This is a genomic window from Myxococcus sp. CA023 (assembly GCF_010998615.1).
GTDB lineage: Bacteria > Myxococcota > Myxococcia > Myxococcales > Myxococcaceae > Myxococcus.
Genome location: NZ_JAAEAH010000054.1, coordinates 54,985 through 70,041, shown reverse-complemented (window position 1 = coordinate 70,041; position 15,057 = coordinate 54,985). Strand labels below are relative to the sequence as shown.

Annotated in this window: 11 protein-coding genes and 1 pseudogene; 9 read left to right on the top strand and 3 right to left on the bottom strand. The window is 69.4% G+C overall.

Features of this window, described 5'->3' with window-relative positions:
* The 7 genes and pseudogenes from F8M74_RS23360 to F8M74_RS23330 all read left to right on the top strand — a co-directional run.
* Positions 1 to 398, top strand: a pseudogene (locus F8M74_RS23360) (glycosyl transferase family 2); the annotation flags it as partial.
* A gap of 315 nt (positions 399 to 713) precedes the next feature.
* Positions 714 to 1,130 (top strand): hypothetical protein, encoded by a 417-nt coding sequence (locus F8M74_RS23355; protein WP_216619830.1) that lies wholly within the window; start codon positions 714 to 716, stop codon positions 1,128 to 1,130.
* Entirely contained in the window at positions 1,130 to 1,504 is a 375-nt protein-coding gene (locus F8M74_RS23350) for a DUSAM domain-containing protein (protein WP_141253936.1), read from the top strand. Before F8M74_RS23355 ends, F8M74_RS23350 begins: the two co-directional genes overlap by 1 nt.
* A 263-nt stretch (positions 1,505 to 1,767) precedes the next feature.
* Positions 1,768 to 2,139: a hypothetical protein gene (locus F8M74_RS23345; protein WP_228559635.1), complete on the top strand. Its 372-nt coding sequence runs from the start codon at positions 1,768 to 1,770 to the stop codon at positions 2,137 to 2,139.
* A gap of 367 nt (positions 2,140 to 2,506) precedes the next feature.
* On the top strand, positions 2,507 to 4,609 hold the full coding sequence (locus F8M74_RS23340) for a von Willebrand factor type A domain-containing protein (protein ID WP_141253935.1): 2,103 nt from the start codon (positions 2,507 to 2,509) through the stop codon (positions 4,607 to 4,609).
* Positions 4,610 to 4,795: 186 nt separating this feature from the next.
* Positions 4,796 to 5,593 (top strand): alpha/beta fold hydrolase, encoded by a 798-nt coding sequence (locus tag F8M74_RS23335; RefSeq protein ID WP_141253934.1) that lies wholly within the window; start codon positions 4,796 to 4,798, stop codon positions 5,591 to 5,593.
* A 97-nt stretch (positions 5,594 to 5,690) separates the two neighbouring features.
* Entirely contained in the window at positions 5,691 to 5,855 is a 165-nt protein-coding gene (locus F8M74_RS23330) for a hypothetical protein (RefSeq protein WP_153881036.1), read from the top strand.
* 73 nt (positions 5,856 to 5,928) lie between these two features.
* Here the strand turns inward: F8M74_RS23330 and F8M74_RS23325 are convergent, their stop codons facing one another.
* The 3 genes from F8M74_RS23325 to F8M74_RS23315 all read right to left on the bottom strand — a co-directional run bounded on the left by F8M74_RS23325 (position 5,929) and on the right by F8M74_RS23315 (position 12,057).
* A complete protein-coding gene (locus tag F8M74_RS23325) occupies positions 5,929 to 7,308 on the bottom strand; it encodes a TolC family protein (RefSeq protein WP_141253933.1) in 1,380 nt (459 codons plus the stop codon).
* 450 nt (positions 7,309 to 7,758) lie between these two features.
* On the bottom strand, positions 7,759 to 10,932 hold the full coding sequence (locus F8M74_RS23320) for an efflux RND transporter permease subunit (RefSeq protein ID WP_141253931.1): 3,174 nt from the start codon (positions 10,930 to 10,932) through the stop codon (positions 7,759 to 7,761).
* A 21-nt stretch (positions 10,933 to 10,953) separates the two neighbouring features.
* A complete protein-coding gene (locus F8M74_RS23315; RefSeq protein ID WP_141253930.1) occupies positions 10,954 to 12,057 on the bottom strand; it encodes an efflux RND transporter periplasmic adaptor subunit in 1,104 nt (367 codons plus the stop codon).
* Between the two features lie 138 nt (positions 12,058 to 12,195).
* Here F8M74_RS23315 and F8M74_RS23310 point away from each other — a divergent pair, with 138 nt between their 5' ends.
* Positions 12,196 to 13,698, top strand: coding sequence for an ATP-binding protein (locus tag F8M74_RS23310; RefSeq protein WP_228559633.1), 1,503 nt, complete (start codon positions 12,196 to 12,198; stop codon positions 13,696 to 13,698).
* A complete protein-coding gene (locus F8M74_RS23305; protein WP_141253928.1) occupies positions 13,695 to 15,050 on the top strand; it encodes a sigma-54 dependent transcriptional regulator in 1,356 nt (451 codons plus the stop codon). The genes F8M74_RS23310 and F8M74_RS23305 overlap by 4 nt, the downstream gene beginning before the upstream one ends.
* The last annotated feature ends 7 nt before the right edge of the window (positions 15,051 to 15,057 follow it).

Below are 15,057 nucleotides of genomic sequence, written 5' to 3'. Positions count from 1 at the left end.
GGGCGCAGATGCGCAAGCTGCACGGGTGGCCGCTGCTGAAGGAGGGTCTCCGGAAGCGGGACGGCACGCTGCTGGATTTGGCCATGGACGTACTGGTGCCGCCGCTGAGCCAGCTGGTGCTGGCGGCGGTGGGCTGCGCGGTACTGGCCGGGGCGTTCGTCGTGGTCTCCGGTGAGCCCATGCCGTGGGCCCTGGGCGTGGCGGGCTTCAGCGTGGCGAGCCTGGGCGCGTACGTCCTGCGCGGCTGGTGGGTGTCCGGAGTGGGCATCCGGGGGCTGCTGGACCTGGCCTGGGCCCCTGTCTACGTGGTGTGGAAGGTGTGGCTGATGCTGCGCGGCCCCGGCGCGGAGAAGCGCGGCGAGTGGGTGCGGACCTCGCGTGAGGGTGAGAACCGGTAGCGCGAGCGATGTGCACGGAACTCAAGTTCGACTTGAGTTTCGTGCAGGGATGCACGGCGGTGTGCACGGAACTCAAGTTGGACTTTAGTTTCGTGCATGGGAACGGCGCGGCGCGGGCAGCCAGAGCGGGCTCATTCTCACGTCAGATCTGGTGGGCATTCAGAGTGCGGCCCAACGCCCCTAGGACGCCGCGCTACGTAGCAATTAAGGGGCGGCGCCCCCCCTGCCGACTACCTATGCAGGGTGATAGACGCATGAAGCGGGACCGTGTTTTTCCGGCCCAACATGCGAAAACGGAACACCCAAACCGCCCTGATGTGCATCTCCGCTACCCTCGTGCTGGGTTGCTCCAGCAGCGCCACCGGCACCGCCAGCCGCCGCGATGCGTACGCACTAGCGACCTGCTCTGACACCGTGTCGTGCTGCATCCAGCGCAACCCTGGCGTCCCCGAAGCGTGCGGCCTCACGGCGAGCGAAGCCGCCATGTACATGGCAGGCGTCAAGACGGCCATGGATGAGGCCACCAAGGAAGAAGAGGCCCCCGTCATCTGGGACGACGCCCACAACGGGGGCCTTCCCGAATGGCGGCGCGAGTGCATTCGGTTCTACGGCGACTGCAAGACGGCGCCTGGGTGGACGGGCCCTTGCTACGAGTGCCTGCGCCGCTGCGAGGCTCAAGAAGAGTGGCCCGTGTCGATGTGCAAGCCCGGAAGAAAGACGCGGAGGAAGTAATGGACGACAGCCCCGATTGGGACCCGGTGCGCGCCCTCGCACATCAAGTGTTGAATCAAGGCATCCCGCTGGAGTTGACGGATGACGTGCGGAGCTTGCTCCGGCGCACCGCGCGAGAAGTGGCCATCAGCGACGCGGACACCGCGCTACAGTCCGAGGCAGGCGCAACAGAACTTCTGCGAGAAGCCATGCGCCGAATCAAGGATGGCTCCTGGCGCCTGATGCGGGCGCTTCACCGCATGTACCAGCACAAGCGCGCGGGTGACTTCGACAGCGCCCGCCAGGAAATGCGGGACGTGCTCGCCGAAGAAGTGGTGCCCTTCTACCGCGACGTTGCAGCCGGGCAGCTCGAAGACCTCGACGACGAGCCGTAACGACGACGGGAGCGAGACTGACGCCGCCCCCCGTCATGCTCGGGGGCCACCGTCACCAACACGGGGCGGCGCCACCCTGCCGCACGCCGCGGCAGGCCGAGCCGAGTCCCGCGCCACCGTCAAGGCCGCGCACAACGTCAGCGATGGGAGGACGGGCGCAGTTGCGCAGGCTGTCTTGCATGAGACTCGAGTTGGACTTTAGTTTCGTGTGTAGGAACGGCACGGCGCGGGCAGCCGATGCGGCTTGGGAGGAGTCAACGCGGATGGGCGTGCGCACCAAGGGACGACGCAAGCTCCACCGGGAAGACCGCCTCTTCATCTGGTGGGTGGACGCAGCGGATGGACCGGAAAAAGTCCTGCACGTCATCGCGGACGACAAGCGGTTCCACGTCTTGTATCCGCTGGAGCAACCCGCCGAGGAGGGCTTCCTGGCCGTCCTCGGCCGGGAGTTTCCAGGACTCCCAGACGCAGGCGGTTGCTGGATTCGAGTGCGAGTCCCCGCCTGGGACTCCACCGCCGTGGGCCCCGGCTTCGTTCGCCGCCTCATCGACTGGGCGTTGACGCCGGACAAGCCGCTCCTTCGGGTGGATTGGCGCGGCAAACCCAATGAAGGCGGCGATGCCCCTTCCCATTGACCTGCCAGACATCATCCAACGCCCTCTTCATCGAACGCGGCGATGACCTCGGCATCGTGATGCGTGGATGGAGTTCGGACCTGCTCGCGGGCGATGCCTTCGCGCGAGGTGTCGAGCGCAGCCAACAGCTCTCGACGTCCACCGGTGTCGACCGGCCTGCTCCTCCAACGGCTCGGGTTCAACACGGAGGCCACGGAAATTCTCGACGTGGCGACTGCCTGGTCAGCCCACCCGGACCCGTTCTATCCCCGGCACCCTGGCGCGCGATTGATGCTGGAACCGTGATGAAGAGGCGAGGCGCCCATGACGTTCGTCACGAGCGCTATCTGGAAGATGGCCACCTCTTGTTCCTCCGAGGTGGCCCACGATGCATTCCGTCGCTCGCAGTGTGCTGTGCGTCTTCCTACTGTTGTTCGCCCTTCCCGCGCTGGCTCAGCCCGATGCCGGCACGAATCCAAACACCAGCACCATCATTGGGACGGTCCTCAATTCCAACAAGCGACCTCCCCTTGCCGATGTCACCGTGACCGCGAGTTCGCCCAGCCTTCAGGGCGAGTTGAAAACCGTGACCGATGCACAAGGGCGTTACCGAATCTCTGGGCTTCCAGCGGGTGATTACACGCTGACTTTCGAGAAGCAGGGGTTCAAGCCGTACACACGCTCCTCCATCCAACTGCGACGCGACCGGACCATCGTCGTCAACGTGGAGTTACTCCCCGAGGTGATGGATGAGGAGGTGAGCATCGTCGGCGCTCCACCGACCATCGACGTGGGCTCCACGACCATGGGCGTGAACGTCGACCAGGAGTTCATCAAGCGCATCGCTGTCGCCCGTCCGGGTGGCCGGACTGGCGCTACCCGCGTCTACGAGCCCCCCGACGCGATGAGTCGCCCCCACGGAGTGTCCCTCAACGGCCCACCGTCCTCCATCCTGCCCTCGCAGCCGCTGGGCCGTCCGAGCCCCCCGAAGCCTCCGAGCGCGCCCCGGCTCGTCCTCAGGGAGGCCGAACCCCCTGCGCCCGCCGTGACGCCCGCGCCGGTCTCCCCCTTCCACATGTACTTCCAGGGGTACGGCGTCAATCCCACCGTCAACACGGAGGAGGAGCGCTTCTCCACCTTCTCCGTCGACACGGATTCCGCGTCGTACACGCTGACGCGGGCCTACCTGGAGCGCGGTGGTCTGCCCAACGAACAGGCCGTCCGCGTGGAGGAGTTCGTCAACACCTTCGACTACGGCTACGCGCACCAGGGCAGCGCGCCCTTCAGCGTCCAGGTGGAAGGCTTCCCGTCTCCCGTTCGCAAGGGCTACCACGTGGTCCACGTCGGCGTGAAAGCGCGGGAGGTCAGCCGCCCGCAGCGCAAGCCGAGCCACCTCGTCTTCGTCATCGACGTGTCCGGCTCCATGAACCTGGAGAACCGGCTGGGCCTGGTGAAGCGCGCACTGCACCTGCTCGTGAACGAACTGGATGAGCGCGACCAGGTCTCCATCGTCGTGTACGGCTCCACCGCGCGCCAGGTGCTGGAGCCCACCAGCGCCGTGCACGCACACATCATCCGCGCCGCCATCGACAGCCTGCACAGCGAGGGCTCCACCAACGCCCAGGCGGGCCTGGAGATGGGCTATTCGCTCGCGGCCTCTCACCTCGTGGAGGGCGGCATCAACCGCGTCATCCTCTGCTCGGATGGCGTGGCCAACACCGGGCTCACGGATGCCAACAGCATCTGGGAGCGCATCCGTTCGCGCGCTGCGAAGGGCATCACCCTGTCCACCGTCGGCTTCGGCATGGGCAACTACAACGACGTGCTGATGGAGCGCCTGGCCCAGGTGGGCGAGGGCAACTACGCCTACGTGGACCGAATTGAAGAGGCGCACCGCATCTTCGTGCGCAACCTCACCGGCACGCTCCAGGTGGTGGCCAAGGACGTGAAGCTCCAGATGGAGTTCAACCCGAAGGCCGTGTCCCACTACCGCCTGCTCGGCTACGAGAACCGCATGCTCACCAAGGAGCAGTTCGCCGATGACCGCGTGGACGCGGGTGAAATCGGCGCAGGCCACGCCGTCACCGCGCTCTACGAGGTGAAGCTCACCGAGCCATCCGCGTCCTTCGGCACGCTGCGCATCCGCTACAAGGCGCCGGAGGGTGGAGACTCGAAGCTCATCGAGAAGGCACTGCCATCGAGCGTCCTCCGCTCCGCCTACGGCCGCGCCACGCCGCCCACGCGTCTGTCCTACGTGGCCGCCGCCTTCGCCGAGAAGCTGCGCGGTTCCTACTGGGTGCGCCCACTGACCTATGACGCCCTGTTCTCCTTCTGGGAGGAAGTCGGCCAGCCGCTGAAGGCCCGCGATGACGTGGCGGAGCTGGGCGCCCTCATCCAGAAGGCCCGCGCCCTGGACCACCGCGCGGACCGCTTCGAGGCTTTCGCCCCGGTGAGCACCATGGACTTCGACCGCGTGCCGACCCTTCCCTGAGTCCCACGCTTGCGCTTGGTGCGGTCCCCCTGCTCCCAGGGATGATTCCACCAGGCGCGAGCGGCTCCGATTCCTCAGGACACTGAGCCCAAGCCGGCAGCGAAGAGCACCGAGGCCTCCGCCAGCGGGGCACCAAGGGCCCTGGCTCGCAGGGAACTGGCCTCGCGTTCAGGTAGAAACAGTTCCATGACGACCTGGATGAGTGGAGTCTGCGAAACGAACGGCATCAACATCCACTACCTCCGAACCGGAGGTGCCAACCCTCCCGTCGTTCTGCTCCATGGATTGATGGGGAACGGCGCCTGCTGGACTCCCCTGGCGCGTGTGCTCGAAGGTGAATTCGACGTCGTCATGCCCGACGCCAGAGGGCACGGCGGTTCGAGCACGCCGCACCACGGCTACCGGTACGACGACCACGCGAACGACGTCGTGGGCATCATCCGCGGTCTGGAGCTCTCTCGTCCGGTGCTGCTTGGCCACTCGATGGGCGGAATGACCGCCGCGGTGGTGGCGAGTCGAGGGACGGGGGGCCTCCGCGGCCTCATCCTGGTCGACCCGACATTCTTGAGCCCCGAGCGCCAACGCGAGGTGCGCGACAGCGACGTCGCCGACCAACACCGCCAGGCCCTCGGCTTGCACAAGTCTGAACTCGTTGCACAAGCCCGAGCCCGCAACCCGCATCGCTCGCCCGAAATCATCGACCTTCTTGCCGAGGCGAGACTGAACACCCGCCTGGGCACCTTCGACGTTCTCACGCCGCCCAACCCCGAGTATCGCGACGTGATGAGCGCGATTGACGTCCCGACCCTCCTCATCATTGGAGGCCGCAGCCCCGTCGTCACGCTCGAGATGGCAATGGAACTGCGGAGCCTCAACCCACGTGTGCGAATCGAACAGGTACAGAACGCCTCCCACGGTCTTCCGTTTGACCAACCCGAGCGACTGGGAGCAGTGGTCGTGCAGTTCTTGCGTGAGCTGACCTAAGAGTTCGTTTCATGACCGCACCAGCAGTTCATCCGGGACGTGCAGCCGGGCGGACGGATGCGCATCGTTGACGGCATGAAGGAGCAACGGGTCCCGGATGAGCCATGAGAGCGGATGGCGCCCCTGCTGCCGCGCCGGCCGGCGGGGACGCCCGCGCAAGCGGCCCAAGAAGGCCCACGCCCTGGACCACCGCGAGGACCGCTTCGACGCCTTCGCGCCCGTGAGCACCATGGACTTCGACCGCGTGCCCACCCTTCCCTGAGTCCCACGCCCGCGCCTGGCGTGATGCCCCGCCATGCCGGGGCACCTCCGCCAAGCGCGAGCGCAAGCTCCCGTCAGGGCGCCGTGTCCAACCCCGCCGCGAAGAGCACCGAGGCCTCAGCGAGCTTCACCGTCTCCTGCTGCTTCAGGTGAAGCACTCGCATGTCCTTGAGCGAGCGGAACGCGTCCAGCAACTCCAGGATGCCTCCGCGCCCCTCGCGGTAGGCGTCCTCGGCCATCCGGCGCACCGTGGGCAGCCGCTCCACCACGTCGTGCTCCAGCCGCGCCAACGCGCCCTTGCGGCCCTCCAGGACGGCGTGAGCCCGGGACAGCTCCGCGCGAGCCTCGGCCAGCTCTGCTTCCAATGCGCGGGCCTCGGCCTGCATCTCCGCGGATGCCCGGGCGACGGCGCCCTGGTTCCGGTCGAAGAGCGGCAACGGCAGTCCCACGCCCACCAGGGCGATGGTGCTCTGCTCGTTCCGGGTGAACATGACACCCGCCGCCACGGACGGCACCGGCAGCCGCTCCCTGCGTGCCACGTCCAGACCACCTCGTGCCACGGCCTGCCGCGCGCGCGCCGCCACCAGCGACGGCCGACGCTGCTGGGCGGACTCCCACAGGAGCGGCAGGTCCGGCAGGGATTCGGTGGTCCGCAACGAGCCCTGCGCCTTCGGGTGCCACCCATCAATGCCGAGCAACGCGGCCAGCCGTCCGGAGGCGTCGGCCACGCTGACGCGAGCGTTCAGCACCTCCACCTCCAGCGCGCGGCTCTCCACCTCGATGCGCTCCACGTCATACCGGCTGGAGTCACCCGCCGCCGCCCGGCCCTTCACCACCTTCTCCACGCGCCCCAGGTCCACCGCCGTCTCCTCCAGCACGCTCAGTTCCTCCTGGTTCGTCAGCAGCGCCGCGAAGGCCTCGCGCACGACCAGCGCGCGCTCCGCCAGTGAGGCTTTCACGCGCGCTTGCTCGGCGGACACGTTGCGCTCCGCCAACTCACGGCGCACGCCGCGCTGCCCGAAAATCATCAGGGGCTGCTCCAACGACAACTCGTGCACCACCGACGAGCCGGTGTTCACGCCCGCGGCCAGGAGCTGCGTGCCGTAGCTGAACGATGGGTTGGGCAGGATGCTCGCCTCGACACGGTCCGCCGCCGCCACGTCAATGCGCGAGCGCTCCGCCGCGGCCCACGGGCTGCGCTCGTCCAACAGCGACAGCGCCTGCTCCAGCGTGATGTGCTCCGGAGGCACCACCTCGATCCGCTTCTGCTCCTGCGTGAGTGAGTCCCGCGGAGTATCGGACCGCGTCTGCGCGAGCATGAGTCGGTCCGGCGGGGTATCCGACTGGTTCTGCGCCAGCGCGAATCGACCTGGAGACGGCGTATCGGCCTGCTCCGCCCGGGCAGGCCCGGCCATCAACAAACACAGCACACCCCACGCGGTGAAGTGCCTCATTCCGTCACCTCCGTCTCGCCCTGAAGGCCTTCCGACACCAACGACAGCCATGGAACTTCCTCTGTGCTGAAGCCTCGCTTGGCGCCGCATGGCTCCGTCTCCGGCACCGCCCAGTGGGCACGCACCGGCATGAAGCGCTTCAGGCCACCGTTCGCTGAACGCACACCACTTCGCAGAACGGGTCCAAAGACGGTGTCCCGCCGAAGAGCATCGATGCTCCAGCGGTGCCGGGCCTTTCGGCCCGCCATGCCGCGCTGTGCACCGCCACCACCCGCGGACACCACGCCCGGAGGAGACCTCCGGACTCTCGTCCCAATGAAGCGCCTCATGCCGCCACCTCACCCTGACGCCAGTGACCACCGGCGAGTCCTCCGAACCGCGCCTCACCACCGCGCCCGCCTGGCTGCCCCGCCACTGGCGCCCGCTGGGCGCCCGTCCCGTTGAAGCGCCTCACGCCGCCACCCCCGAGGTGCCCTGCTCCGGGCCGTGCCCCTTGGAACCGATGTGCTCCACACCGGAGTCCAGGTCCTCGTCCTCGTCGTCCCGCGAGCCCGTGGATGCGGCATGCTTCCCCACGATGACGGCGTAGAAGGCCGGCAACGCGAACAGCGACACCAGCACCGCCGTCACCAGTCCGCCGATGATGACCACCGCGAAGGGCCGCTGCGTCTCGCTGCCCGCTCCACTGGAGAGCGCCGCCGGCATCAACCCCAGCATCGCCAGCAGCGCCGTCATCAGCACCGCGCGGAAGCGACTGGCCGCGCCCGCCGGCAGCGCCGTCTCCAACGCCTCACCCGCCTTCCGCCGGTCATCCACCGCGCTCACCACCAGCAGCGACGCCAGACACACCTGCCCCAGCAGCGTGATGAAGCCCACCGCCGCGCTCACCGACAACGGAATCCCCGTGATGGCCAACGCCAGCACGCCGCCGCACATCGCGAAGGGCGCCCCCGCCAGCACCGCGCTCGCGCTCCGCATGGAGCCCAGCGCCGCGTAGAGCAACGCGAACACCACCAGGAAGGAGATGGGCACGATGACCGCCAGCCGACCCAGCGCGCGCTCCTGGTTCTCGAACTCGCCGCCCCACTTGAGGAACGTGCCTTCGGGCACCGTCACCTCGCGCTCCACGGTGGCCATGGCCTCCTGGATGGTGGAGCCCATGTCGCGCCCCTCCACGTTGAACTTCAGCGCCAGGGTGCGGCTGTTCGCCTCGCGGTTGATGCTCGCGCGGCCCAGCGCCTTCTCCAGCCGCGCCACCTCGCGCAGCGGGACATGGCCACCGCTGGCCGTGGGCACCAGGATGCCGCCGATGCGCGCCTCGTCGTCACGCTCCGTGCCCGGCAGGATGACGCGCACCGGGACGGGCCGCTCCTGCTCCCACAGCTCCGTCACCACCCGGCCGCCCAGGGCCGTCTCCACCAGGTCCTGCGCGGCGGCCACGTCGATGCCGGCACGCGCCAGCGCGGGACGGTCCAGCACCACCTGGAGCTGCGGCACGCTGGAGTCGCGGTAGAGCCCCAGGTCCACCACCCCCTCCACGTTCTGCAGCGACGTGACGGCCTGCTCCAGCGTGCCGCGCATGGCCGCCAGGTCCGTGCCGAAAATCTTCAGCACCACCTTGCCGCGCACGCCGCTGATGGCCTCCTCCACGCTGTCCTTGATGGGCTGCGAGAAGTTGAAGCTGACGCCCGGAATCTCCAGCAGCGAGGCGCGCATCTCCCGCACCAGCCGCTCCTTGTCCCAGCCCTTGCGCCACGTCTCCTCGGGCGTGAAGCGGACGAACGTCTTGCCCATGTTGACGGCCTCGTTGTCCGTGCCGTCCTCCGGGCGGCCCTGCTCGACGAGCACCTCCTTCACCTCGGGGAAGTCCAGCAGCCTGCGCCGCACCTCCAGGAGGATGTCCGCGCCCTTGCCCAGGGAGATGCTGGCCGGCATCTCCACGAAGATGTTGATGTCACCCTCGTCCAGCTCCGGGAGGAACTCACTACCCACCCGCGAGCCCACCACGCCGGTGACGAGCACCAGCGCCGCCATGCTCGCGAACACCAGCGGCTTGCGCGGCATCAGCCACGTCACCGCGCGGCCGTAGCCTTCCCGCAGGGTGGTGAGCAGCTTCGGCTCCTTCACCTCCGCGTCCTTCGGCCGCAGCAGCAGCGCGCACAGTGCGGGCACCACCGTCAGCGCGAAGACGAGCGCGCCCACCAGCGCGAAGCTGTACGTCAGCGACAGCGGCCGGAAGATGCGGCCCTCCACGCGCTCCAGGGTGAAGACGGGGATGAGCGCGGCGATGATGATGGCCATCGCGAAGAACGTCGGCCGCGCCACATCCAGCGCCGAGCGCAGGATGAGCCCCAGCATCTCCTTGCGCCGCCGGGGCCGCTGCACCCCCGCCTCGTGCAGCACGTTCTCCACCAGCACCACCGCGCCATCCACCAGGATGCCGAAATCGATGGCCCCCATGGAGATGAGGTTCGCGGGCAGGCCCACCATCTTCAGGCCGATGAAGGCCGTCAGCAGCGCCAGGGGGATGACGGACGCGACGATGAGCGAGCAGCGCAGGCTGCGCAGGAACAGCCACGCCACCGCCACCACCAGCAGCGCGCCGTGCAGCAGGTTGTGGTGCACCGTGGACAGCGTGTGCCCCACCAGGTCGTTCCGGTCATAGAAGGCCTCGATGCGCATGCCCTTTGGCAGCACCCGCGAGTTCAGTTCCTCCACCTTGGCGTGCACGCCCTCCAGCACCGTGCTGGGGTTCTCACCCCGACGCAGCAGGACGACGCCCTCGGTGACATCCATGTCCAGGTTGTGGCTCACCGACCCGCGGCGCGGCGTGTGCGAGGCCACCACCCGGGCCACGTCGCCCACCGTGACTGGCGTGCCGTCCTCGCTCTTGAGGACAATGCTCTGCACGTCTTGCGCGCCGCGCAGGTAGCCGACACCGCGGATGAGCAACTCCTGGTCACCCTGGCGCAGGAAGCCGCCGCCCACGTTGCGGTTGGAGCGCTCCAGCGCCTCGGTGACGTCCGCCAGCGTCAGCTCGTGCGCGAGCAGCCGCGATGGGTCCACCTGGACGTGGAACTCCTTGAGGAAGCCGCCCAGGCTGAGCACGTCCGCCACGCCGGGCACCTGGCGCAGGTGCCGCGCGATGTTCCACTCCATCTCCGAACGCGTCTCGGTGAGGGTGTGCCGGTCGCTCAGCACGCGGAACTGGTAGATTTTGCCCAGCGGCGTGGCCTCGGGCGCCAGCCGCACGTCCGCGCCGTCCGGCGTGTCCGCGTTGGACATGCGCTCCCCGACGATGGTGCGCGCCTTGAACGGGTCCACGCCGTCATCGAAGGTGAGGAAGATGAGCGACAGCCCGAAGAGGCTCTCGCTGCGCATCTGCACCATGCCCGGCGTGCCGTTGAGCACACGCTCCAGGGGCACCGTCACCTGCCGCTCGATTTCCTCGGGCGCCAGCCCGGGCATCTGCGCGATGACATTCACTTGGAGGTTGGTGACATCCGGAAACGCCTCCACGGGCGTTTCGAGATAGGCCTTCACACCGAAGAGGCCGATGCCCAGCGTCAGCAGCAGGACGGGCAGGCGGCTTCGGACACAGAACGCGATGAGTGCTCGCAGCATGGGTGGGTGTCCTCGCCGCGCCTAGAGAAGCTGGTCCGCCGCGCCATCCAGCAGCAGCGCGCCCCGGGTGACGACCGGGTCCCCCGGTGACAGGCCCGCGATGACCTGCACCCGTCCCTCCACCGGCTGCGCCACGACGACGGGCCGCCGCACGAAGGTGCCCGCGTCCTGCTGCACGTACACCACCGAGTCCTTGCCGTTGCGCAGCAGCACCGCCTCCACCGGCAGCGTCAGGCTGGCGTCCGGCGAGTCGATGCGCACGCGCCCGAACATGCCGGGCCGCAGTCCCTGCTCCTGCGTGTCCAGGGTGATGCGCACCGGCGCCGTCCGCGAGCCGCTCGCCACCACCGCGCCCACCGAGTCCACCGTCCCCTCCAGCGGCGCGTGCACCGACGGCATCGTCACCCGCACCCGCGCGCCCTCACGCACCAGCGGCAGGTCACGCTCGAACACGTCCGCCATCACCCACAGCGCAGAAGGGTCCCCCACCTCCACCAGCACGTCCCCGCCCGGCTGCACGGCGATGCCCTCCGCCGCGCTCCGGCTCAGCACCGTGCCCGCCATCGGCGCGCGCAGCACCACGGTGGTGCCGCCGCCGGTGCCCACGAAGCCCACGGACGCCTGCGCCCGCGCCAGCTCCGCCCGCGCCTCCGCCAGCCGCGTCTCCGCGGACAGGCGCTCACGCTCCGTCGTGACGCCCTGCTCGAACATGCGCGCCTCGCGCTCGAAGGCGGACTGGGCCTCGCGCAGCGTCGCCGTCGCGGTGGCCACCGCCGTGCGCGACGCCGCGGCCTCCGGGCAGTCCAGCGTCACCAGCGCGTCGCCCGGCTTCACGGTGTCGCCGGTGCGCACGTGGACGCTCACCACCCGGCCCGCCAGGGGCGCCACCAGCCGCGACAGCGCCCCGTCCCGGAAGGCCACGCGCGCGGGGGCCTGGAGCGCCGCGCTGCTGGCGTCCGCCTTCACCGGGGTGACGGTGACGAAGGCCCGGGAGGCCTCGGCGAGCTGCACCACGCCTTCCTTCAGGGGGGCGGGCGCGGCGCGCTCGGCGGGAGCGGAGGAGGTGCCCGCGCCCGAGCAGGCGACGGAGAAGGCCCAGAGGCCAAGGAGCAGGGTCCTGTTCATGCCCCAGCCCCTGGGCAAGTCCCGGTCCACCGCGTCAGACGTTCAACCCACGAGAATCATTGAGGACGGCGACGCTCAGCGAGCAGGCGCAACTGGTGCTTATTGAACCACCTGTGCACTTTCGCCACAGTGCCCGGCGTGCGCATCTCCACGAAGCTGGGCCTGGGCCTGACGCTGACGAGCGCCGTCATCCTGGGCGCTTACGGCTACAGCCAACTCCAGAAGGAGGAGCACGACCTGCGGACGGCCACCGAGCAGGCGGCGCGGCTGCTGGCCACGGCGCTCCAGGTGGCCATGGAGAACGCGCTGCGGGATGGGCAGGCGGCGGACGTGAACGAAATCCTCGAGTCGTTGGACCACCGGGACCCGACCGTGGACGTCTTCGTCTTCGACGCCCAGGCCGTGCCACTGGTGCGCTCCCCGGGCAGCTCGCAGACGCTACACCTGGTGGAGGATGCCTCCCGGCGGGTGCTGAAGACGCACCACTCCCTCACCCACTTCGCGGGCCCCAAGAAGCTGTCGCACCTGCTCATCGTCCTGCCCCTGCACAGCGACGACAACACCAACGTGGTGGGGGCGCTCGCCGTGGTGAAGCCGCTGGACGGGCTGCGGCAGGACCTGGAGTCCACCAGCCGCTCCACCGTGCTGTCGGTGCTGACGCTCATCACTGGCATCTCCCTGGTGGGCTGGCTGCTGCTGATGCTCTACCTCCAGCGTCCCCTGGAGCGCGTGGTGGGGGCGATGCGCGCGGTGCGCGGCGGCGACTTCACGGCCACCGTGACGCCCGGCAGTGACGACGAGGTGGGCGAGGTCGTCCACGCCTTCAACGGCATGGTGAAGGAGCTGGGCGAGGCACGGCAGCGGCTGTCGGCCGAGGCCGAGTCACGGTTGGCACTGGAGGCGGGCCTGCGGCGCGTGGACAAGCTGGCCGCCGTGGGACAACTGTCCGCGGGGCTGGCACACGAAATCGGCTCCCCCCTGCTCATCCTCAACGGACGGGCCCAGGCCCTGGCCGCGCGCGCCGAACTGCCCGACGACGTGCGGCGCAACGCGCGCATCCTGGTGGAGCAGTCGGAGCGCATCGAGCGCATCGTCCGCCAGCTCCTGGACCTGGCCCGCCGCAAACCGTCGAAGCTGGAGTCCCTGGACGCGCTCGCCTCCGTGCGCGCGGTGGTGGAGTTGCTGGAGTTCGACGCGCGCAGGCGCGACGTCCGGCTGACCTTCCATTCCGAGGAGCCGCTCCCACGCGTGCTGGCGGACGGAGACGGGCTGCAGCAGGTGGCGCTCAACCTGCTCACCAACGCGCTGCGCGCCACGCCCCGAGGCGGCGAGGTGCGGGTGACGCTGGCGCCGTCCACCTTCCAGCCCGCCCCCGGCCTGCGCGAGCGCCACGGCGTGCGCCTGTCCGTGGAGGACACCGGCGTGGGCATGGATGACGCGGCGCTGGAGCGCGTCTTCGAGCCCTTCTTCACCACCTGGAGCGCCCACGGCGGCACGGGCCTGGGCCTGCCAATGGTGAAGGCCATCATCTCCGAGCACGGCGGCGCCGTGACGGTGACGTCACGCCAGGGACAGGGCCAGGGCACTCACTTCATCGTGCACATTCCTTCCGAGAAGGAAGAAGGAACGGGGGCGGTATGAGCACTCCCAGAAAGCGCCTGCTCATCCTGGATGATGACGCGGGGGTGGTGGACTTCCTCTGCGAATCCCTGGACGCGCGGGGCTACGAGGCGGTGGGACGCACCTCGCCCGAGGAGGCGCTGGCCCTCTTCGAGCGCGAGTCCTTCGACCTGATCATCACCGACGTGGAGATGCCCCGCATGCGCGGCACGGAGGTGCTGGAGGCGCTGCTGACGCGCAAGCCGGGCCAGTTGGTGGTGCTCATCACCGCCTTTGGCAGCGTGGAGCTGGCGGTGGCGGCGGTGAAGGCCGGCGCCTGCGACTTCGTCACCAAGCCCTTCAACATCGACGCGCTCGTCCTCACGCTGGAGCGCGCCTTCCGAGAGCGGCAACTGCGCCGCGAAATCGTGCGCCTGCGCGCGGCCGTCCCCGGCGACACGCCCGGCGGGCTGGTGGCTCGCAGCCCCGCCATGCAGAAGGCGCTGGAGGTGTCCCGCCGCGCGGCGCGCAGCGACGCCACTGTGCTGCTCACCGGCGAGACAGGCACCGGCAAGAGCGCCCTGGCGCGCTTCATCCACGAATCCAGCAGCCGGCGCACCCAGCCCTTCCTCCAGCTCAACTGCGCGGCCCTGCCCTCGGGGCTGGCGGAGAGCGAGCTGTTCGGCGCCAGGCGCGGCGCCTACACCGACGCGCGCGAGGACCGGGCCGGCGTCTTCGTGTCGGTCGGCGGCGGGACGCTCTTCCTGGATGAAGTGGGCGAGCTGTCGCTAGAGGTGCAGGCCAAGCTGCTCCAGGCCCTGGAGACGGGACGCGTGCGGCCCCTGGGCTCGAGCACGGAGACCCCCGTGCGCGCCCGCGTGCTGGCCGCCACCAACCAGCCGCTGGAGGTGCTGCTGCGCGAAGGCCGCTTCCGCGCGGACCTCTACTACCGCCTCAACGTCATCCGCATCGAGGTGCCCCCGCTGCGCGAGCGGCGCGAGGACATCCTGCCCCTGGTGGACTTCTTCCTCGGGCGCCTGGGCGAGCAGCAGCAGCGCGAGGTGCTGGGCGTGTCCGCCAGCGCGCTGAAGCGGCTGATGTCCCACGCGTGGCCCGGCAACGTGCGCGAGCTGGCCAACCTGCTGGAGCGCGCGGTGGCCCTGGCGGACCACGACACGCTGGTGCCGGAGGACTTCGACCTGCCGGGCGGCGGCGACAGCGGCCTGACGTCGCTGCTCAGCCGTGCCTCGGGAGAAGACGCGCCCCTGGAAGAGGTGGAGCGCGCCTACGTGCGCCGGGTGGTGGAGGCGCAGGGCGGCAACAAGGCCGCCGCCGCGCGCATCCTGGGCATCAACCGGCGCACGCTGTACCGCAAGCTGGACCTGGACGAGTGAGGCCGCG